The organism is Bartonella sp. AA97HXZ, from assembly GCF_042196985.1.
Lineage (GTDB): Bacteria > Pseudomonadota > Alphaproteobacteria > Rhizobiales > Rhizobiaceae > Bartonella.
The window spans coordinates 25,705-47,215 of the sequence record NZ_JBHIRC010000004.1 but is presented as its reverse complement, the minus strand read 5'-3'; the positions used below and the strand labels follow the sequence as shown (position 1 = coordinate 47,215).

The following is a 21,511-nucleotide window of genomic DNA, read 5'->3' as shown; positions in this document are numbered from 1 at the left end:
ATTCCGTTATTTTGTCTGCAGGGGGGAAATTTGTGTATGGACCGTTCTCTCATAAATAACGGGAATATTAATCAGCCATATACTTAGGAAATGGAATAGGCAGTGAGAAAACGTGAAATAAAAATATTTCCAATAGGAATTTTAGGGATGTGCTTTGTTTTAACGGGATGCGATTTATCCGCTCCTACCTATGGTACCAATAAACCGGTTTCGATACAGTTTTTTGAAGATGTTGCTAATATTACTTCATTAACACCAAAAAATAATAGCAGCCAAATTGTTATGAAACCTCATCCAAAACTTGTAATACCAAGCCCTAGTTCACGCAGATTTTTGCCGGTACCACAACAAGATAGATCTGTCAATGAAATGGCAGCATCGAAGAATCACCAAGGAAATACTCCTTTTCCTCACAAAGGATCGTCAGTTAATGGCGCTGGTTCAGAAAATCCTTCACAGTTGAATGCGAAGCAACGACAGGAATATTTACGTCGTCAGAGAGCACAAGTTGGAAGTTCAAAATACCGTCGCTATCTCACTGAACCACCTTTAAGTTATCGCCAACCGGCAAAAACCGCACCTATTGGTCGATAGGGGAAAGACAAAATATTTAAAGTAAAGAATTTTTCTAATTACTTATGATACCAAGCTCTCCTTCGCGCGCAGTTATAATGCTGCTGTAGGAGGGGTGTTATTCTCATGAAATAGCAATATGACAACAGCATCGAGAGAGTCCTTATGCGTTTCCTAACACGAAACATTTCTCAAGCTCATTTTACAACATCGCTCATGTGGATAGTATAACGTAAAATCTATTGTGCTCCAATATCTTTATGCTTAGGAAGGAGGAAACTGATACTATCATTTTATTTTTCAAACTCCAATGTTGCGATAATTCTTGCATTTGAGAGCTTTCATAAGAGACATTTTTAGTCTTTTCTAAAATGTTCTTTATCCAGACGATAATTCCGCTTATGATGTGCAAGAAAGTGATTTTTACTGTTTCAATGTAATTTGAAATGAGAGTATGTCTACGATATTTTGGACTTTATATTTTATATACAAAATAATGAATTATTCTTTTGAATGAATGTATCATCTAATAGAAACAATATGCAGAATTAAAAGAGAGAAAAAATGCTTCGAAATAGCTTTTGCTATATATATGGCAAAAGAATTAACAGTCTTTTTTGAGAAGTAGGATAGTTTTAAAGAGTGAAAGTTATGGAAGAAGAATTGTTTTTAGTATCGCTTTTGTACAAAAAAATCTTTAAGTAATTGAGCAGCTTCTTTTTCTTTAAAACCAGAATAAATCTCAGGTTTGTGATGACAGGTTGGTTGCTGATAAAAACGTGGACCATTCTCTATAGCACCTCCTTTGGGATCATTTGTTGCGTAATAGAGACGTCGTATGCGTGCAAATGAAATGGCAGCGGCACACATAGCACAAGGCTCAAGTGTTACATAAAGATCGCAATCAGGAAGCCTTTCGCTTTGCAATGTTTTGCAAGCCATACGGATTGCGCGTATTTCTGCGTGTCCTGTAGGATCATATGCAGATTTTATAAAGTTACCAGCGCGTGCAATGATAGCTTTTCCACGTGTAATGACAGCACCTACGGGAACTTCATCTGTTTTTGCAGCCTCTTGTGCTTCTAAAAGGGCTATTTCCATGGGCGTCAAAGTCATAATATTCTTTCTACTGAAGGTATAGAAAATCTAAAGGTTATCTCGATAAGGAATGCTATGGAATGAATAATTTATTATGCTTTTATAATGAAAAGAAGACCTCTATTTTTTTAAGAGTTTAAAACAAACTTGCAAGTCGGCAGATATATTATTGTCGTTAAAGTATAGAAAATGATAAATGATTATGCTACTTCATTTTTCAGGATAAGCGGTATGGTGCATGTGAATAATTTTCTGAACATACTTGCAAAGATTGGTTTGAAACGCAAATGAATGAAAATAATGAGAGTGAACGAATTGCTAAAAGGTTAGCGCGTGCTGGTATTGCTTCGCGTCGAGATGCAGAAATGATGATTGTTGCAGGTCGTATTTCTGTGAATGGTAAAGTCGTGACAACGCCTGCTTTTAATGTTAGCCGCTCTGATGTTATTAAAGTTGATGGCAAACCTTTACCTCCTATAGAACGAACGCGTTTATGGCTTTACCATAAGCCAGCAGGTCTTGTCACCACGAACCGTGATCCTGAAGGCAGACCTACAGTATTTAGTAATTTACCAAAAGGAATGCCGCGTGTTCTTTCTGTTGGAAGGCTTGACATTAACACGGAAGGGCTTTTGCTTTTAACCAATGATGGTGGCTTAGCGCGTGTATTAGAGCTTCCTGTAACGGGGTGGGTCCGCAAATATCGTGTACGTGCTCATGGAAGAGTAAGGCAGAGCGCGTTGGATAACCTTAAAAATGGTATTGCGATTAATGGTATTTTTTATGGTTCGATTGAAGCATCAATTGAACGCGAACAAGGGTCGAATGTATGGCTTTCTGTCGCTTTGCGAGAAGGAAAAAATCGTGAAATAAAGAATGTTTTAGGGGCATTGGGATTATCAGTTAATCGATTAATACGTGTATCTTATGGTCCATTTCATCTCTCTGATTTAGAAGAAGGAGCCGTGCAAGAGTTAAAAGGGCGGATGTTACGAGATCAGTTGGGGGAGCGTTTGATTATGCAAGCCAATGCAGATTTTGATGCTCCTATTCTTAAGCCATTTTCAAATTCTGCAGTTGTTGCAGAAAAGCAAAGCCAGAAAGATCTTTCTATTGCAAATGATGGTTGGGTTTTCTCAAGTGAAAGGGCAATACGACGCCGACCAAGAGATGGTTCTGTTGAACATAGTCGCGCACGATTAAGTACAAAGTCTCATGAGAATGTAAAGAAGGAGAAAAGTGAAGAAGGAAAAGTAGAGCGTTTTCTACCGCGTTCTCGCCGTGCTAATGTTTGGATGGCTCCTGGTGCACGTCCGCAAAGTGCACGTAGAAAGCCTTCCTATAGTGAGGAGAAATCGCATGGTTATAAGAGCGATTTGGATGGTAGAAAGTCCTTTCATCGAGGCAAGGAAAAACTAAAAGAAAGTTCGTCACACAAAGAGAAGAGGGAAAGTTTTGTTCAAAAACGTGGCAAAATATCTTATGACGAGACGCATCCCTTTGGTAAGAAAGATCGCTTTTTAAAGGATAAAGAGAAAATGATAAAAGGTGGTCATGATGAGCATTCTTTTGAGAGAAAGAAAAAGGTAAAACCGTTTGGTGGTGCTATGAAAAAATCTAAACCACATAGGGACGGTGCAAAAACTTCGAAGCGATTTGGAGGTCCACGTGCGGATCATAGGCGGTAAATTTGCTGGGCGTATTTTGTTTTCGCCTATTAATCAGTCGATTCGCCCAACGAGTGATCGTACACGTGAAAGCCTTTTTAATATTCTTTCTAGCCGTGAAGAACAATTTTGGACCAATAAACGCATTCTTGATCTTTTTGCTGGGACTGGTGCTTTAGGCATTGAAGCACTTTCACGTGGAGCAAAGGCTGCTGTTTTTGTTGAAAACTCGGTTGAGGGGCGTGGGGTAATTCAAAAAAATATAGAAGCCTTTGAATTACAGTCGATAGGACGGATTTTGCGTCGTGATGCAACCAAACTTGGCAATATTGGAACAATGCTTCCATTTGATGTTATCTGCGCTGATCCTCCCTATAGCCGTTGTTTAGGTGAACGTGCTTTTGTAGAAGCTTTGCGAGGAGGGTGGGCAAAAGCTGATACACTCTTCATACTTGAAGAAAAGAAAGATACAATGATTTATTTACCTAACGTCTTTTATCTAGACGATGAGCGTTTTTATGGTGAGACAGCAATACGTCTCTATAAATTACGATCGCTTACATCTTGAGAAAGTTTTTGTTTTTATCCGATAGGATAAAAAAATGTTTTTTCACAGTTTTCTTCATTTTATATGGTTTTTAAAAGGTCAAGCAGAAAGTAAATAAAAGATTCTAATGTTAAAGGAATTGATGAATTTTTATTAGCTTTACTACAGAAGGATGTTTTTTCTCCAATAGGATATATATATCCTCGATAATAGTTATGATCTTTTTTGTCTAATTTCTTTCTGCTATACCTTAATCATTACATTTCATCAGCAGTTGAAAGCTTTAAGCTGTGCAGTTTGCATTTATATCTTATATGATGCGTAACTTCTATTTTTGTTATTGTATAAATTTAAAAAAGATATTTTGTTTAGTATTGAAAATATTGTTCATTTATCCTGAGTATTTGTCTGTTTAGTTTAGTAGTATCCCTTGTTGATTTAATCATTACATATTAAGTAAATCTGAGAGTATTAAGTATTTTATCGTTGTGCAGCTTTAAGGGTACTTTTTTATAATACTCTTTATCACTAAAGATAAGTAATTTGTAAAAAAGGGGAGATTATCGTGTTTAATTGGATATATAGTGAAGAGATTAGTACAGAAGCAAGTGCTGAGCAAATTTGGGCTATATGGGAAGATGTGGCATCATGGCCTTGCTGGGATAGTGAACTTGAGTGGGTAGAACTTTCTGGTCCTTTCAAAGAAGGCGCTATAGGACGCATGAAACCTAAAAAGGGACCTACAGTAACTTTTACGCTTGATAAAGTTATAAAAAATGTTTGTTTTTCTGATTATGCTAAACTTCCTTTTACACGTATGAGTTTTAATCATGAATATATTTGTTCAACAAAAACTGGTTCTTCAAATAACAAAATTCGTCATACTGTAATCATGTCTGGTTTACTTGCTCCTTTATTTGGAATGATTATTGGATCAAAAATTAAGTTACATCTTCGGGATGCAATGATTGAAATGAGTAGACGTGCTCTTACTGAAAACAAAAGCATTTTGTAAGGGGGTACATTTATAAAGAAGTTAATACCTTTAAAAGGTGCAGAACTCTTAGCCTTGTTAGAATGAAATCAGTTATGAGTATATAGCAAATTGATGAGCTATGATTTGGTTTTAGTTAGCTGTTGAAATCGTGTCAAAGCATCTTACGGGATTAATTTTGCGCTAAAAATCTTATGAAATTCATTGAATTTTTTATATATAAAAGCTTATAAGATGCTCTCTTCGTTGAAAATGAGAAAGTTTCAGAAGCTCATTGCTTCTCTTATGATGTAGGTCCATATTGTCATGATATTTGCTGGTTTCTAATGTTGCGATAGCTTTTGCATTTAAAACCTTCATAAGAGATATTTTGATTTCTTCTTAAATGGTTTTCATTCATACGCTCCTTACTTATGATTTGCTCGCAAATAGTTGTGATTGACTCAACATGAATAGGTTCGAAACAGAGAGAATTTTATGATATTAGGCTTTTTTATACAAATTACAAAACAATAAATTATAAGTATAAATCAAACTGTTAATTTTATTGAAAGATTACAAGATAATTTCTTGATTACTTTTAAATATAAAAATGAGTTCTTTATGATATTACGTCCATTAGGGTAAAGAAGTTTATGACTGCTCATTTTGTTGAAACCATAATGGAAGGAAATATTTTTTACTCTGTTTAAGTTTTGTTTCATTTACAAGAGTGCCGTCTCATTATGAGAGAGTTTATAGAAGCAAAGAAGTGTATACAAATATAAGGCATTTTCTTGATTCTTGCTTGGAAATAAAAGAATGCTATAGGAAAGATATGAGGTAAGTTTTTTACTACCCAGAGGAAGGAAGACCTGTGATTTAGATCATTTTATGCTTTTCGAATTTTTGAGGATTTTGGCTTAAATTCAAGTGTTATAGCTAAGACTTTTGTTAATTGCCAATTGTTCTGTTGATTTGATTGTCAGTGGAGATTTGGCTCCTAAAATGATAAGGGCCCATGAGAAATCTTGAAACTAAAGAGATTTTACGGCATATTACGTTTTTTCATAAAGAAGCTAAAAGGGAAATGATTTAATGCATTAAAAAAAAAGAATGCATGAATGTGCATAATCTTATGAATCAATACACAAGAGTTATATTCTGATTTATATAAATTTGTCAGAATGCTTATCAATGTAAATAATAAAATATTTTAGGGAGTCTATAATGACTGACAAAAACCAGATTGAGAAAGCTGTTTTGCTGGTTGAAGCAGCAAAGCGTTCTGGGGCAGATGCTGCTGATGCTGTTATTGTTCATGCTCATTCTACCAGTGTATCAGTTCGTTTTGGGAAAGTCGAATCGACAGAAGCAGCAGAGAGCAATGATTTTACTCTAAGGGTTTTTGTTGGAAAAAAAGTAGCAAGTGTTTCTGCTAATTTAGGATCTTATCCGCAAGAACTTGCGGAACGTGCTGTTGCGATGGCTAAAGCTTCTCCCGATAGTTTATTTGAAGGTTTGGCAGATAAAGAGTGTTTGGTTAAGTATCCTAAAGATCTTGATCTTTTTGATGATTTTGTACCCAGCAGTCATTTTTTAACAGAAGATGCTTTAAAAACGGAGGCAGCAGCTCTTGATGTTAAAGGTGTAAGCAATTCTGGTGGCGCTGCAACAGCTTATGGCCGTAGTGGGTTTATTCTTGTGACCAGCGATGGTTTTTGTGGAGCCTATCGCTCAAGTTGTTTTTCACGTTCTTGTAGTGCTCTTGCAGGTGAAGGAACACAGATGGAGCGGGATTATGATTATACAACAGCCTTACATTTTTCTGATTTAGAGGCAGCAGAAACTGTGGGAAAGAATGCAGGGCTTGGTGCTGTTCGACGTTTGGGTGCAGTTCGTGCGGCGACTGGGAGCGTTGATGTTATTTTTAATCCGCGTACGGCTCGTGGAATTGCAGGGCATATCGCATCTATGGTCAATGGAGCCTCTGTGGTTCGAAAAACGAGTCTTTTACAGAATTTCCTAGGCAAGGAAGTGATGAAGCCTAATGTTAATGTAACCGATCAACCTTTGCGATTACGTGGAAATGCTTCTCATCCTTTTGATGGAGAAGGGGTAGAGGGGCAAACACTCAATATTATTGAAAATGGTATTTTAAAAAATTGGCTTCTTTCATCATCTACAGCACGTGAATTGGGACTTAAAACAAATGGACACGGTATGCGTTCGGCATCATTAGTGCAGCCGACCAGTACAAATTTTGCTATTGAACCGGGTCTAGTATCGCCTTGCGGTATGATAAAAGATTTGCGAAATGGATTTTATGTGACCGAATTATTCGGTCATGGCATTGATTTTATTACTGGTCAGTATAGTCGTGGGGCTTCCGGTTTTTGGATTGAAAATGGTGAAATTGCTTATCCGGTAAGTGAAGTAACGCTAGGTTCTGATTTGCTTCATATGTTAGCACATTTAACACCTGCCAATGATATTGATCGGCGTTATAGTACAGCTGCTCCAACATTGTTAATTGAAGGGATGACACTTGCAGGAAAATAACACGCATCATTCTTCTGATTTAAATCTTTTGCGTGATGTTTGTCGAGAGGCAGGAGATTTAGCAATGCGGTATTTTGGATGCACGTTGGATGTCTGGATTAAAGAAGGTAATTCCCCAGTTAGTGAAGCAGATTTTGCTGTTGATCATTTCTTGAAAGAGAGGCTTCTTGGAGCTCGTCCAAATTATGGATGGATTTCAGAAGAAACAAAAGATAATCGAGAAAAACAAGATTATTATGAGCGCTCTTTTGTTGTTGATCCTATTGATGGAACGCGTGGTTTTCTTTCTGGCAATCCTTATTGGTGTATTTCGGTTGCCATTATTGAGAATGGGCGTCCTATTGTGGGCGTTCTACAATGTCCGGCTCAAGGAGATGTTTATACAGCTGTAAAAGGTGGAGGGGCAACATTAAATGGGATAAAACTTCCTCGTTTAGCCTTTGAGGTTCATCGAAAATATAAAATTTCACTTGATAAATCGCTCGCACAAAAATTACCAGATGATTTTCTCAATCAAGTCAGTCTTTACCATTATCTTCCTTCTCTTGCTTATCGTATTGTTCTTGTTGCTCAAGATGAAATTGATATCGTATTAGTTCGTCCAAATTGTCATGAATGGGATATTGCCGCTGCTGATCTTATTTTGCAGGAGTGTGGAGGGTGTTTTTTATCGCTTGATGCCCCTTTACTATCTTATGGAATTGAACCTTACCAGTATGGACTTTTAATTGCTGGTAAAAATAATTGCTGTCAAGATATGATAGATGTTGTTCGTCAAACAAAGTTAGTTTAATCACGTAAAAGCGCGCTAAGATAATCTAAATGATATGGAGGCACATATGACTGAAACCAAAGAAAAAAAACAATATTTACATCTTGTATTTGGTGGGGAATTAAAAAATCTTAACAGTAATCAATTTAAGAATCCTGATGATTTAGATGTGGTTGGTATTTTCTCAGATTATCAATCCGCTCAAGAAGCATGGCAGGCAAAAGCACAAAGCAGTGTAGATAATGCATTACAACGTTATTACATTGTAGATTTGCATCAGTTTCTTGATGCTGAGTTAGGCGATGCAGAATAAAGCTTGAATATTTGGTCATTATAACCTGTAGATTGCTTCATGCTTTTGTTTAGTCGTCCTTTTCATAGGTACGTTCTTCGGGTAAAATAGAATGCCGTAAAAAAGAATATGCTTGTTGTTTAAAATTCATATGTTTTTTAAGAAACATCTCCCAAAGCACCCAAGCCCATTTCATAATAGTGTCCGTGCAAGGTATAAAATCCATTATTGCACCACCATCTTTACGCTTAATAAAAATGCAAGACAGTTTCTATCAACCTATTTACAACAGCAATATTATCATGACAGCTATCACTCGAAGTTTATGATTATATTGTGAATAGTCACTCTGCTTTTGAATGGGGTATGAGACACTAATGCGTTAAGATTAATAAAAAGAGTAGCATTATTAATGATAGCAATTACTACTCTGTTGAGATTATTAGCACTCGTTACTTATCTATTGGAATTTTTTAAACGAGTTATTACTATAAGCTTAGAAACCATGAAAGTCGTTAGAAACTTTACCAAAATTAGAAACTTAGAGAAACTGAATAGATTTATGAAGTTAACTTACCTCATAAGGATTTCTTGAGTACTCATTTAAAACTACAATCTATAAGTTAATCATTTTGTGTTGATTATATACAATCTTAAAAGGAATAATATATCATTGCGACCTCCTGAAAAGAGAGGATTTAAAATTTTGAAAACTCTTATTTAAATTGCTTTAAGACTTTTAAGAAATTCTCTATTAAACGAGATTAGATTTTTCTAGATTACCTTTAAGAGATTATATCACAATTTAAAATGAAAACTCTATACTATTCAAAAGTTTTTTAAGATTAGTTTGACATATTCATTTTATTGAAATGAAATAATAGAGATTGAGCTTCCTTTTAAACACATTTTATTTGTTGTATTTATATTAGGTTGTAATGTCTATATGGGCTATTTTTTGAAAAATTGACAATACCTAACATATGTAAAAATAAGCTTTTTCTCTAAAATACCAACGTGCAAAATTCAAAGTCTCACTAAAATCATAAGAAGTATTTATTCAGTGAGTTGAAAAAATTGATACAATCTATGTCATAGGTTTATCATTTATATTTTCAAAATTATAATCAACTGAATTGTAGTTTTGTTATTTTTGAGTAAATTTTTTATAGGGTGCAAATTGAAATGATAAATCGATATAAGTTACAAAATTTAATTAAAAGAGATTTAAATAATGTGTATATGTATTGAATTTTCTCATGGATTAAGCTTTTTTTATTTAAGATATGGATGATATTAAAAAATATGGATGCAACCAATAGCGTTGATGATTTTTTTAACAAAATAAGTATATAGATATCTTAAAATAGCTGGATGAGGTGATTTTAAATGGTAGAATTAAAGGCACATGCGGCTCTTTTAACCTATCGAATAATTGGTTTTTGCTTATGTCCTGTTGTTCCTTTTTATTTATTTTTTCGTTCTATCTGTGGAAAAGAAGAGTGGTGTCGCAAAAAAGAGCGTTTAGGCAAAAGTTCTCATGCCCGTCCCCAAGGTTCGTTAGTTTGGTTACATGCAGCAAGTGTTGGAGAAACACTTGCGCTTGTTCCACTTATTGATTATATTTTATCATTAAAAATCAATGTGTTATTAACAACTGGGACTGTGACATCTTCCACTCTTGTAAAAAAACATTTTGGTCATCGGTTGATTCATCAATATGCTCCCTTGGATTTAGATTTTGCAGTGCGGCGTTTTATTAGTCATTGGAAGCCTGATCTCGTCTTGATTTGTGAATCAGAAATTTGGCCTCTCCGTATTAAAGAACTTGCAAAAATGCGTATTCCGCAGATTTTGGTTAATGCCCATATGTCTGAACGTTCTTTTAAAGCTTGGCAAAAACGACGCGTTCTTGCCAAACATATTTTTAAGGATATTGATTTGGCGATTGGTCAAAATGAAAGAGATGTAGCTTATTACCATACACTTGGCGTAAAATCTGTTACGTTTTCTGGTAATCTCAAGGCTGATGTTTTTCTGGTTGAAAATCAAGAATTGCTTGCACGTTATCGTAATGCTATCGGCAATCGCCCAGTTTGGGCTGCTGTTTCAACGCATGAAGGGGAAGAGGAGATTGCTTTTGAGGTCCATAAAATTGTTAAAAATTATTTGCCAGATTTATTAACAATTATTGTGCCTCGTCATCCTGAACGTTCAGAAGATCTTATCAGAAAATGCGATAATAAGGGGTTAAGTTTTATTCGTAGGAGTAGAGATGCTGTTCCAAACATGAATACCGATATTTTATGGGGAGATACCATTGGAGAAATGGGACTTTTTCTTCGCTTATCGAAAGTTTCTTTCGTTGGTAAATCCTTATGTGGAAATGGTGGACACAATCCATTGGAATTGGCTTTGCTTGGTTCCGCTATTTTGACAGGACCCCATGTTTCAAATTTTCAAGAGATGTTCAAACAATTTCTAACACATGATGCAGCATATATGGTTCAAGATACAAAACAGCTTGCTATTCAGGTGTATAAGCTTTTAACAAATGAAACATTGCGGCAAGAAATGATTGATAAGGCTCATGAAGTGGCGACAGGTATGGCAGGTGCATTTGAGCGCACATTAAAGATTTTAGATCCATTTTTACAACCCCTTGTAATACAAACAGGTTTACGTCAGCGTCAGGGTAGATATGCATATTAGCGCCCCTCGTTTTTGGTGGAAAAATAAAAGCTTTTTGCGTTTTGTGTTAGCTCCAGTTTCATGGGGGTATGGTTATTTTTCAAGTCGTTTTATGACAAGACAGCCTCCCGTGATTGATCTGCCAGTTTTGTGTATTGGAAATTTTACATGTGGTGGTGCGGGTAAAACGCCGGTTGTTATTGCTTTTACAAAAGTGGCTAAAGAACTTGGTTTCGTACCTGGTATTATATCTCGTGGTTATGGTGGATCAGTTAAAGGGGTACATCTTGTAAATGAAAAATATGATACTCCATATAGTGTTGGAGATGAGGCACTTTTACTTGCACGGCATGCTTTTGTAGCTGTATCACCTAATCGTTATGCAGCGGCACAACGGCTTAAACAAGAGGGATGTAATCTTATTTTAATGGATGACGGATTTCAAAGTCGCCGTCTTTATATGGATTATGCGTTACTCGTTGTTGATGCGATGCGCGGTTTTGGTAATGGAGCTGTCTTTCCAGCAGGACCTTTGCGCGTACCATTAAAAACGCAGTTTTCTTTTATGGATAGTGTTTTATTGATTGGTCATTCCGATGCGCCTGATAATGTCGCTTTTCTTGTTTCGCGTACTGGAAAGCCTTTATATCGTGCTCATCTTAAAGCCAGTGCCTCTGATGAGGTTTCAGGAAAATCATTTTTGGCATTTGCTGGTATTGGCAATCCAGATAAATTTTTTAAATCTATTAAAGAATTGTCCGGTCATGTGGTGCAAACTTACATATATCCAGACCACTATTTTTTCACAGATAAAAATTTAAAAAGCCTTATACAAAAGGCTAAAATGCACAATTTATGGCTAGCAACAACAGCTAAAGATTATACCCGTATACAGACAATTCACACGCAAAAAGGTTTGAAAAATCTTATTGTCTTTGATGTGAATGTCGATTTTGTTCAAAAAGACTTCTGTCGTATGGTCCTTGAAGAGGTCATGACCCGCTTTAGAAAACGTTCCCTTGAATTTTCTTGTCTAAAAGGCAAAGGCTAAATTTGTAGCTTTCGAGGGGTTATTTTTCTTTTGTTTTTAATAATTGCTTGAGATATGGGTTGCACTCAAGTTCACGCTGATAGGATATTTCACAACTAGCATATGCTTCTTGGCGGTGATGATTCCAATATTTTAAATCATCTATAGGGATTTTTTGCCCGCTAACAGCACAAATGGTATAGGTACCATATTCTATAATGTCATATCCGTTATTAGAATAATGAATTTTTGCTTCGCGTTCACCATTGGGAAACATTATAACTCCTTTTTACTTGATACAAGAGATTCAAGAAAAGTGCCATAAAATATATTATAAAGTCGAGAGTTAATTTTAAAATATTTTTCTTGTAAAAATGATGAAGAGCTTATTTTCTGCCAAAAAGCCGTTCTATATCTGCCAATTTGAGTTCAATATAAGTAGGGCGCCCATGATTACATGTACTTGTATTAGGTATTGCCTCCATTTGTCGTAATAGTGTGTTCATTTCTTCGGGGCGTAAAAGGCGCCCTGACCGTATTGAACCGTGACAGGCCATCGTTGCTGCAACATAATCAAGCATTGCTTTTAAATTGTTTGTTGTATCATACTCAGCGGCTTCATCTGCAAGATCTTTAATAAGAGCTTGGACGTTGATCTCTCCTAACATGGAAGGGGTTTCACGCACAACAATTGCTCCTGGTCCAAATGATTCTATTCCTAATCCAAATTTTTGCAAAGCATCTTTATGCGTTAAAAGGCATGTTGCATCCTCTTCAGAGAGTTCTACAATTTCAGGAATAAGTAATAACTGTGAAGGAAGCGGTTTGGAATAAAGTGCATTTTTGAGTGCTTCATAAACTAATCGTTCATGAGCTGCATGCTGATCGACAATGATCAAACTATCTTGTGTTTGGGCGATAATATAGTTTTTATGAATTTGTGCTCTGGCCGCTCCTAGTGGATAAGATAACTCTTCTGATGAAGGTATAGTGCTTGGAATGTATGCATCTCCACTTGGTATATTTAAGCCCTCCATAATAGGAGTAGCATCTTCTTTTAAATCAAAAGAGCTAGTAATATCTAGGGGTTTGTGAACCATTGAAGCGCTGGTAAAATGATGAGGCTGTGGGTTATAAGAAGAGAACTGGTGCGTGTTCTTAAAATTGCCTAATGGTTGTTGTGCCAATGGTTGTTGTGTTTGAAATGCAGTAAGCATTGCTTCAGAACGGGTTGAAGTCGGACGAATACCAGATTGCTGCAATGCTTCACGAATAGCTCCAACAATTAAACCACGAATTAATCCTGGATCACGGAATCGTACATCAGCTTTAGCTGGGTGAACATTAACATCTACTTCAGCAGGTGGGAGATCAATAAAAAGAATAGCGACAGGATAACGATCACGGGGCATAACATCAGCATAAGCACCTCGGAGTGCACTCCATAGAAATTTATCACGCACGGGACGCCCATTAACATAAGCAAATTGATGTAGGCTGTTATTTCGGTTAAAAGATGGCAAACAGGCAAAACCTGTTAAGCGCACCGCTTCGCGTTCAGCATTCAGCGCAATGCTATTAGGGGCGAATTCTTTTCCCATAATCTGCGTAATACGTTGTAATTGTCCTTGAATATTATTTTCTGTAGCAGACAATTCCATAGATGTTCTGTCTAGTCCTGAAAGAGAAAAGCGGATATGTGGAAATGCGATAGCAATTCGCTTAATCATATCGCTAATAGCATTTGTTTCAGCCCGATCAGTTTTCATAAATTTTAATCGTGCCGGCGTGACAAAGAAAAGATCACGAACTTCAACAATTGTTCCAAGATTCGCAGCAGCTGGTTTGGGTCCTACAATTTTTCCTGCAGTAACGGAAATTTCAGCAGCGCTCTCAGCATCTTTTGTTCGTGAAATGAGTTTAAGTTTAGCAACAGAACCAATAGAAGGGAGGGCTTCTCCTCTAAATCCAAGGAAGCAGATATTGTGTACGTCATCGGTAATCTTTGAGGTACAATGGCGAGAAACTGCTAAAGTTAATTGATCTGCAGGAATTCCATAACCATTATCACTCACCTTTATAAAATTTTTTCCACCATTTGCTGTAATAATTTCAATGCGTGTTGCACCAGCATCAATAGCGTTTTCAACAAGTTCTTTGACAACATTTGCTGGTCGTTCAATAACTTCACCGGCGGCGATTTGATTAATAATATTTTCGCTAAGATGGCGTATAATCATAATAAATTCTAACAGGAATCTTAAGGGTTCTATAGAAAATTATGATAACATCATTTGCGAGACATTCAAGAATAAGAGAACATGAGAGGTATTATTTTTACAATACCTCCTATTTTATTTTATGTTAACAAGTCGGTTGGAAAAAACATAAAAATAGTTTTTATCACTTTAAAATAGCTTGCACCAGTTTATCATCTAGGTCAAAAAAGAAACAATGTAAAAGGGAAGGCAATATATATGGCGCGTATAAGCGGTATTTTAGCAGATAGTGATATACAAGCTTTGATTGAGAATAACTTTCTCAAGGCTCAGTATCCATTTGATAGATCTCAAATACAACCAGCAAGCCTTGATCTTCGTTTAGGGGAGAAAGCTTATCGTATACGTGCTTCTTTTATGCCGGGACCTGATACAAAAGTTTTGGATAAGCTTGAACGGTTAAAGTTGCATGAGTTTGATTTACGAGGTGGAGCCGTTTTGGAAACGGGGTGTGTTTATATTGTTCCTCTTTTGGAAAGTTTAGCTTTACCAGAATTTTTATCTGCTGTTGCTAATCCCAAAAGTTCTACAGGCCGATTAGATATTTTTACACGTGTCATTACGGATAATGCTCAAGAGTTTGATAAAGTTTGTGCTGGTTATCATGGTCCACTTTATTTGGAAATTAGTCCACGCACATTTCCAATTTTGGTGCATACAGGCTCACATTTATCACAGCTTCGGTTTAGAAAAGGGCAAAGTTATTTAAATGAAATAGAGTTGCACACTTTGCAAAGGCAAGAAACACTGATATCGGATGATTTTCCTAATATTAGTGTTGGTGGTATTGGTCTTTCCATTAATTTAAAGGGAGACGAAAACGGGCTTATAGGTTATCGTGGTAAACATCATACAAGTGTTATTGATATTGATAAACGTGCCGTTGCCCACGTTTTAGATTTTTGGGAACCTCTTTTTGATCGTGGTCAAAGGGAGTTGGTTCTTGATCCTGATGAATTTTACATTTTAGTTTCACGAGAGTCTGTTCATGTGCCTCCGCTTTATGCCGCAGAAATGACACCTTTTGATCCTTTAGTGGGCGAGTTTAGGGTGCATTATGCAGGCTTTTTTGATCCAGGATTTGGGCATAAGGAGGCGGGTGGAAAAGGAGCAAGAGCGGTTTTAGAAGTGCGGAGCCATGAAGTTCCTTTTATCTTAGAGCATGGTCAAATTATTGGCCGTTTGGTCTATGAGCATATGCTTAATCGACCATCAACCCTTTATGGACATGATGTTGGATCACATTATCAAGCACAGGGTTTAAAGTTGTCCAAGCATTTTAAATGAGTTGGGAACCACGAATTTTGATAACATGTATGCAGAAAACGTATTTTAGATAAAAGAAAATTTTGTGCTTTGCAAAACCGGCGTCATGCATTCTATTTTTAATTTCCAAGGTTATCTCATCTCTTGCATTTGAGAGGGTATGAGAGGCATTTTTACTTCTTTTTTCAAGAGGTTCTATCTATACGAACTCCATTTATGATGTGCAAAAGAATAGTTTTGATTATTTCATCATGACAAAATTTACAATAAAAGAATTTTACTATATTCAATATGTTGTTCATATTTATGATAATAAATCAATAGGTTAATAAAATTCAATATAACAGTAGCTACTCACTTTTCAAAGTAAATATGCGAGATTGGATGCTGCAATTGGCTCAATTTTTCTAGAGTGTAATAACCAGTATATTTTATTCCGCATAAAAATTATCCTTAAGCGTTAATAGATAAGTTTTCACTCCAGTTTAGTAACAATTATTTTCAATAAACATTGTTCTAATTTTAGTAACTCATTTATAGCCTCAAGATATAATATTGCTAGAAAATTATTCAATTAAATATGAAGGTTTCTATTGGTATGAACATTAAAAGTTTTTATGCTTTATATGAATTAGGCACTATATATTTTTATAAACTTTCATGAATAAGTAACAGATCTCAGTTTTGAATATTGATATAAGAAGATTTCTGCATGTATGCGACAGCTTTATTTCCAGTATTAATAAAGGATTTTTTCATCTTTTGGGGGAGATTATGATTTATACTTAATGACACTCTATATTCTTAATAACTGATAATGTAAGGATCTTTGGAGGGAGAAGCGACTTTAAATTATAACTAATTAAGCTACGGAGCAATCGCTTTCGAAAAGGGATTGCTTTAAAGAGAGTATAACATTTTAATTGCACATGAAGAATATATGAGTAGATACGTTATTAATGATACTTCATACTGTGAGATTTTAAATTTGGATAAGAGCAATAAAGACGTTGTTTTTATCAATTAGTTTTTTTAGAAAGTTGCAGTCTCTGTTGCTTCTATCTATTCAATAGAGTGCTTTGGGAGAATAGCGAATAGGTAGGTACATGGATTCGCTTTTATGCGTTTTAGGATGTTTTCTCTTTTCATTTAGAAACAATGGTGCCATCAATGATTATTTCTTCAACACTTGATTATCGTAAGGCAGCAAAGCGTCGTCTTCCTCCCTTTCTTTTTCACTATATTGATGGTGGGGCTTATGCTGAAGAAACGATGCGACGTAATTGTACAGATCTTCAAGCACTTGCATTGCGTCAAAGGATTCTAAGGCAAGTTGGTGCAGTTGATCTTTCAATCAAGCTTTTTGATCAGACACTTGATTTACCGATTGTACTTGCGCCTGTTGGGCTAACGGGCATGTATGCACGTCGTGGAGAGGTAAAAGCAGCGCGTGCCGCAGCGGCAAAAGGGATTCCTTTTACTCTATCCTCTGTTTCAGTTTGTCCTATTGCGGAAGTGCAAGAAGCGGTTGGAGGTGCATTTTGGTTTCAACTTTATGTTCTCAAAGATCGCGGTTTCATGCGTGATGCACTAGAACGGGCTTGGTTGGCTGGTGTACGCACGTTGGTTTTTACAGTTGATATGCCAATTCCTGGTGCACGTTATCGTGATGCGCATTCGGGAATGTCTGGTCCTTATGCTGGTTTACGTCGTTTTTTACAAGCTTTGACTCATCCATATTGGGCTTGGAACGTTGGTGTTATGGGGCGCCCTCATGATCTTGGAAATGTCTCTGCTTATCTCAAAAAGAAAATTGCATTGGATGATTACGTTGGTTGGCTTGGTGCAAATTTTGATCCATCAATTGGTTGGCATGATCTACAATGGATTCGCGATTTTTGGAAAGGAAAAATGATTTTGAAAGGTATTCTTGATCCAGAAGATGCTCGAGAAGCCGTAAAATTTGGTGCGGATGGTATTGTTGTTTCTAATCACGGCGGACGTCAGCTTGATGGTGTATTATCAACAACACGAGCATTACCTGCAATTGCGGATGCTGTAAAGGATTATTTGACTATTTTAGTGGACTCAGGTGTTCGTTCTGGTCTTGATGTTATACGCATGATAGCACAAGGCGCGGATGCTGTTATGATTGGCCGTGCTTTTGTTTATGCGCTTGCAGCAGCAGGTAAGAAAGGTGTTATGCATCTCCTTGATCTTTTTGCCAATGAAATGCGGGTAGCTATGACACTGACTGGTACTCAGATAATCAAAGATATTACACGCAAGAGTTTAGTAAATATAGATGTTTTTAAGCAATGAAAGCAATATGTTATACTTCGTTCAGAAAAAGAAAGTCTTTTTATAGAGGAGCATAATTATATATTTTAAAAATATGTTGACAGTTAAAGTTAAATAGAAAAGATCAATAAGCTCCTCTATAAAATCACAGAAAATACTCAGTAACTACAATAATATTAAATATTATTGATAATAATGAACACGAAAAAAAACAATAATAACATTGCATACATATTTTATTTACTTTATTAAAAGCTCATTCTACGGATAAAAAGGAACAAGCGCTGATATTAAAGGTAAAACAACTGTTGATATAGAAAAAATAGATATAAATAATGCTGTGAGCATTTTTCCCTCCTATATATAAAAAACATTAAAATATAATATGTTAATTACTTCTTTTCCATATTGGCATAAAACGTAAATTTATAAAATCCATTTAGTTTTATTTTAATATAAAATAATATTAGTTATAATATATAAATAAAATTATTAAAAATGTCAATATGTATTTATTTTAATCTATAATTATAATAAAAAATGTATCTAATAAATAATATTTCTATAATCTATATATTATTTATATTAAGTTCATTGGATAATATATTATATGGATGTGATATTGTTTTTATGGAGTACATTTTTAAGCAATGAAAAAATATCCGTACTATCTTTAAAAATCTCGTTTACTGAGAGCAAAACTGCGTGAATTAATGTGCTTTTCTTTCTTGTTTTCTCAATGATTTATGATGTTTTTGAACTGGCGAGCATATTAGGAAGCAGTTGAATATTTTTTGTATAGTATGTCATTTCTAACACTATTTATGCGTTCTCGATTGATTTTATAACTTGTTAAAATATCCAGTTCATTTTTATTGCAGATGGGGATGGTGGGGGGGCTAATGATACAAATTGGCATAGAATGTTTTGTTCCATAAGCGATTTAACAATTGCATCTCCAAGCTTCTCCTTTGATACTATGCTCTTCATAAACAACAACAGATTGGTGAGATTGGCATAACTCTAGCACTGATCTATTATCTCAAAGTTGAATTGTTGGCACACTTGTAAGCGTTGGGATAACTTCATGTTTTTTGAATCTCTTTAGCAACATCAAGACAAATCTGAACAGTTTCTTCAGTAGCAAGTAAGAGAACATCTTTTCCTTTTTTAAACAGAGGTTTTGCTGATATCAATTTTTGAAGCATTTTTATGAATATTCATAACAGCACGCTTTCCTAAACCTATATAAATAGGTACAAGATTACTCAGAGTAGAAAGAATTACAGTTTCCATTTGATCGAATTTCTACTCGTAAGTAATTGGATAATATTTACTTTATCGCTGAATAAAAAAGAAAAGTTTTTCTCTCTTTAAATAGAGGATGGATTGTCATCTAGCCAATAGGGATAGTTTGCGAGAAATTTGTTCGATGCAAAACGACTTAACATTGCAGTTACTTTTTATCATTTGAAGCTGTGAAAAGAAGGCTAAGATAGATGAAAGAATGTAAAAAATGATGGATACATTTTAAGATAAAAAATTATCATTCTGTTAATTCCACACCAGTTGCTGCTGATATTGGTAACAAAAGAAATTTGATCAAAAAAATATCAAAATTATTTGAGGACATTCCTCATGGCATGTAAACTAAACCTTTTTGTTGATATGAGTGATATTTTCTTTGAACAGAAATTGATTCTATCTCCTGAAATCAGCAATAATCTCTCAGGTTATGTCGTAAACTTTTTAGGGATGTTACAACGCCACTATCGTCCTTTTATGAAAAATTTAGCATTTCAGATGAGCAGTTGTGAGGAATTTCAACGTTTAATACAGCAAGATCCAGAAACTCTCACGGATTTAGAACGGGCTTCAAGATTTTTATATTTACAGCGATTAAGTTTTAGAGGGAATGTAAATCGTACGATGAGAGTAGAAAACCATCGTAGCGCGCGGGGGGCTTAAGCCCTTCCAATTTGAATGCGTGCTAAAACTTATTTTCCACTGTTTAGCAGGTGTTAGCATTGAACATTTAGACTGGTCTGATTTTATTGTGCGTTATGATCGCCTAAAAATCTTGTTTTATCTTTCACCACTTTAATTGTGGTTTTGAAGGTTATTAAAGAAAGGATTTTTATAAGCGGGAGGATTATCAGCCGATGTCTAAGCTGCTTGCATAATAAGAGGGAGTTTTTTGTCTTTAAACAATATGCTAGAAATTCAAAAAACTTTAGTTAACTTTATACACCATCTTATACAGACTGCTCTGCAAATAACACAATTGCTGGTAAGGAATGGGGCATCACCAATTTTGATTTCTAAAAAAGAAACAATACGTATTAAATAGTCTTTAACTTTACAGACTTTTTGAGAATCCTTTCAGAATCTTTTGAAAAAAGTGAACTGATAGAAGATATTTCTATCAAAATATAGCAACTTTTCTAACAAGTTAGGAATAAATCTAAAAATATACATTAAATATAAAAACAGTACGATATGTAGGCAATCTGGGCTTTAGAAACAAGAATCAGAGCGTATAAAGATGCATAGAGGTGAGATTGAGACATATCATTTTTATGATTCAATAAAAAATAAAAATTAAAGAAAAAATTTTATATCAAAAATTTAAGGTGGTTTAAAAGGTGGACAGGCAATGCATGGAAGGATGAGCGAGAAGGTGAATTAGGGGAGAGCGATTTATAGATTATCAGTATCTTTGTAAAAGTATCTTCTCAAGATAAATATTGTGATGAAATAAGATTGTAGTTGAATGTTCGAAAAGATAATACGCACTCTTAATTTTTCCGTTATACACATCACAATAAAAGCCGTGAAAGGCACGGTCTTATTACAAACTTTCTCTAAAAGCAGTACATGAGTTTGCAAGATATTACCGTAATATTTTAAAAGAAGGATTTTATTTCAGGAAAAAATTATCTTAAAATAGTAAAGCAATATTTTTCAAGAAATTGCTAGGCGACTTTTGAAAGTAAAAAAGCTAAGTTAAAAAATAAAAGCAAAAATGGTTGTTGGTTTTCTCAATTGGAGTTGCATGTCATTTTCTATATAGGGAATTTACCTATAGAAAAATTAACAGCCAAGATTATTCACAATGTTTTCCCGCCACTTTAGCATGAAAAAGCAGATACAGTGCGAAAGTATTTGCCTTATCGTCAACATCATTATTATAATTAGGAAGCTGAAGCAACGTCATTTACAAATCACATAAAAGCCTTACCATTATTCATTATATAGCTCCGTAGATTTCTTTTCTTCAAGCATGCCAGCTCCTAGATGTTATTTTTGTTGAAAACAGAGCCTTTGTGTATGATCAGTTCTTTGAACGACGATAGTAGTGCAATCCATAAAATCTTTTCTCATCTTCTTTTGATAGGATAACAAAGATGCCCATAGAATACATCAATAGACTCAATCATTTTACACAAACATAATCTGT

At 35.1% G+C, this 21,511-nt stretch carries 16 protein-coding genes and 1 pseudogene; 13 read left to right on the top strand and 4 right to left on the bottom strand.

What is annotated here, in order from left to right:
* The first annotated feature begins 102 nt into the window (after window positions 1-102).
* On the top strand, window positions 103-594 hold the full coding sequence (locus tag ACFINE_RS03645) for a hypothetical protein (RefSeq protein WP_375621077.1): 492 nt from the start codon (window positions 103-105) through the stop codon (window positions 592-594).
* Between the two features lie 648 nt (window positions 595-1,242).
* Here the strand turns inward: ACFINE_RS03645 and ACFINE_RS03640 are convergent.
* Complete coding sequence (locus ACFINE_RS03640; RefSeq protein WP_375621076.1) at window positions 1,243-1,689, bottom strand: nucleoside deaminase; 447 nt, start codon at window positions 1,687-1,689, stop codon at window positions 1,243-1,245.
* A gap of 269 nt (window positions 1,690-1,958) precedes the next feature.
* Between ACFINE_RS03640 and ACFINE_RS03635 the strand changes: the two genes are divergently transcribed.
* The 8 genes from ACFINE_RS03635 (at window position 1,959) to lpxK (ending at window position 12,226) form a co-directional block, all read left to right on the top strand.
* Window positions 1,959-3,359: a pseudouridine synthase gene (locus tag ACFINE_RS03635; protein ID WP_375621075.1), complete on the top strand. Its 1,401-nt coding sequence runs from the start codon at window positions 1,959-1,961 to the stop codon at window positions 3,357-3,359.
* A complete protein-coding gene (rsmD, locus tag ACFINE_RS03630) occupies window positions 3,340-3,906 on the top strand; it encodes a 16S rRNA (guanine(966)-N(2))-methyltransferase RsmD (RefSeq protein WP_375621074.1) in 567 nt (188 codons plus the stop codon). Before ACFINE_RS03635 ends, rsmD begins: the two co-directional genes overlap by 20 nt.
* A 544-nt stretch (window positions 3,907-4,450) precedes the next feature.
* Window positions 4,451-4,900, top strand: a complete 450-nt coding sequence (locus tag ACFINE_RS03625; protein WP_375621073.1) for a hypothetical protein — start codon at window positions 4,451-4,453, stop codon at window positions 4,898-4,900.
* Window positions 4,901-6,088: 1,188 nt separating this feature from the next.
* On the top strand, window positions 6,089-7,420 hold the full coding sequence (locus ACFINE_RS03620) for a TldD/PmbA family protein (RefSeq protein ID WP_375621072.1): 1,332 nt from the start codon (window positions 6,089-6,091) through the stop codon (window positions 7,418-7,420).
* Window positions 7,407-8,213 (top strand): 3'(2'),5'-bisphosphate nucleotidase CysQ, encoded by an 807-nt coding sequence (locus ACFINE_RS03615; protein ID WP_375621071.1) that lies wholly within the window; start codon window positions 7,407-7,409, stop codon window positions 8,211-8,213. Before ACFINE_RS03620 ends, ACFINE_RS03615 begins: the two co-directional genes overlap by 14 nt.
* Window positions 8,214-8,259: 46 nt before the next feature.
* Entirely contained in the window at window positions 8,260-8,505 is a 246-nt protein-coding gene (locus tag ACFINE_RS03610; protein ID WP_375621070.1) for a DUF4170 domain-containing protein, read from the top strand.
* A gap of 1,368 nt (window positions 8,506-9,873) precedes the next feature.
* Entirely contained in the window at window positions 9,874-11,196 is a 1,323-nt protein-coding gene (gene waaA, locus ACFINE_RS03605; RefSeq protein ID WP_375621069.1) for a lipid IV(A) 3-deoxy-D-manno-octulosonic acid transferase, read from the top strand.
* Complete coding sequence (lpxK, locus tag ACFINE_RS03600; protein ID WP_375621068.1) at window positions 11,186-12,226, top strand: tetraacyldisaccharide 4'-kinase; 1,041 nt, start codon at window positions 11,186-11,188, stop codon at window positions 12,224-12,226. The genes waaA and lpxK overlap by 11 nt, the downstream gene beginning before the upstream one ends.
* A gap of 19 nt (window positions 12,227-12,245) precedes the next feature.
* Here lpxK and ACFINE_RS03595 read toward each other — a convergent pair whose 3' ends face one another.
* Both ACFINE_RS03595 and mutL read right to left on the bottom strand, forming a co-directional pair.
* Window positions 12,246-12,482, bottom strand: coding sequence for a DUF2093 domain-containing protein (locus tag ACFINE_RS03595; protein ID WP_375608064.1), 237 nt, complete (start codon window positions 12,480-12,482; stop codon window positions 12,246-12,248).
* A gap of 109 nt (window positions 12,483-12,591) precedes the next feature.
* Window positions 12,592-14,445, bottom strand: a complete 1,854-nt coding sequence (gene mutL, locus ACFINE_RS03590) for a DNA mismatch repair endonuclease MutL (RefSeq protein WP_375621067.1) — start codon at window positions 14,443-14,445, stop codon at window positions 12,592-12,594.
* 237 nt (window positions 14,446-14,682) lie between these two features.
* Here mutL and ACFINE_RS03585 point away from each other — a divergent pair, with 237 nt between their 5' ends.
* A complete protein-coding gene (locus ACFINE_RS03585; RefSeq protein WP_375621066.1) occupies window positions 14,683-15,771 on the top strand; it encodes a 2'-deoxycytidine 5'-triphosphate deaminase in 1,089 nt (362 codons plus the stop codon).
* A 1,149-nt stretch (window positions 15,772-16,920) separates the two neighbouring features.
* Window positions 16,921-18,072 carry an FMN-dependent L-lactate dehydrogenase LldD gene (gene lldD / locus ACFINE_RS03580; RefSeq protein ID WP_375621065.1) on the top strand — a complete coding sequence of 384 codons (1,152 nt, stop codon included), beginning with the start codon at window positions 16,921-16,923 and terminating at the stop codon, window positions 18,070-18,072.
* 1,149 nt (window positions 18,073-19,221) lie between these two features.
* On the opposite strand, the gene ACFINE_RS03575 is transcribed toward lldD, so the two are convergent.
* Window positions 19,222-19,347 carry a hypothetical protein gene (locus ACFINE_RS03575; RefSeq protein WP_375612384.1) on the bottom strand — a complete coding sequence of 42 codons (126 nt, stop codon included), beginning with the start codon at window positions 19,345-19,347 and terminating at the stop codon, window positions 19,222-19,224.
* A gap of 342 nt (window positions 19,348-19,689) precedes the next feature.
* Here ACFINE_RS03575 and ACFINE_RS03570 point away from each other — a divergent pair, with 342 nt between their 5' ends.
* A complete protein-coding gene (locus ACFINE_RS03570) occupies window positions 19,690-20,019 on the top strand; it encodes a hypothetical protein (protein WP_375621064.1) in 330 nt (109 codons plus the stop codon).
* A 730-nt stretch (window positions 20,020-20,749) separates the two neighbouring features.
* Window positions 20,750-21,183 (top strand): annotated as a pseudogene (locus tag ACFINE_RS03565) (integrase); the annotation flags it as partial.
* Between the last annotated feature and the right edge of the window lie 328 nt (window positions 21,184-21,511).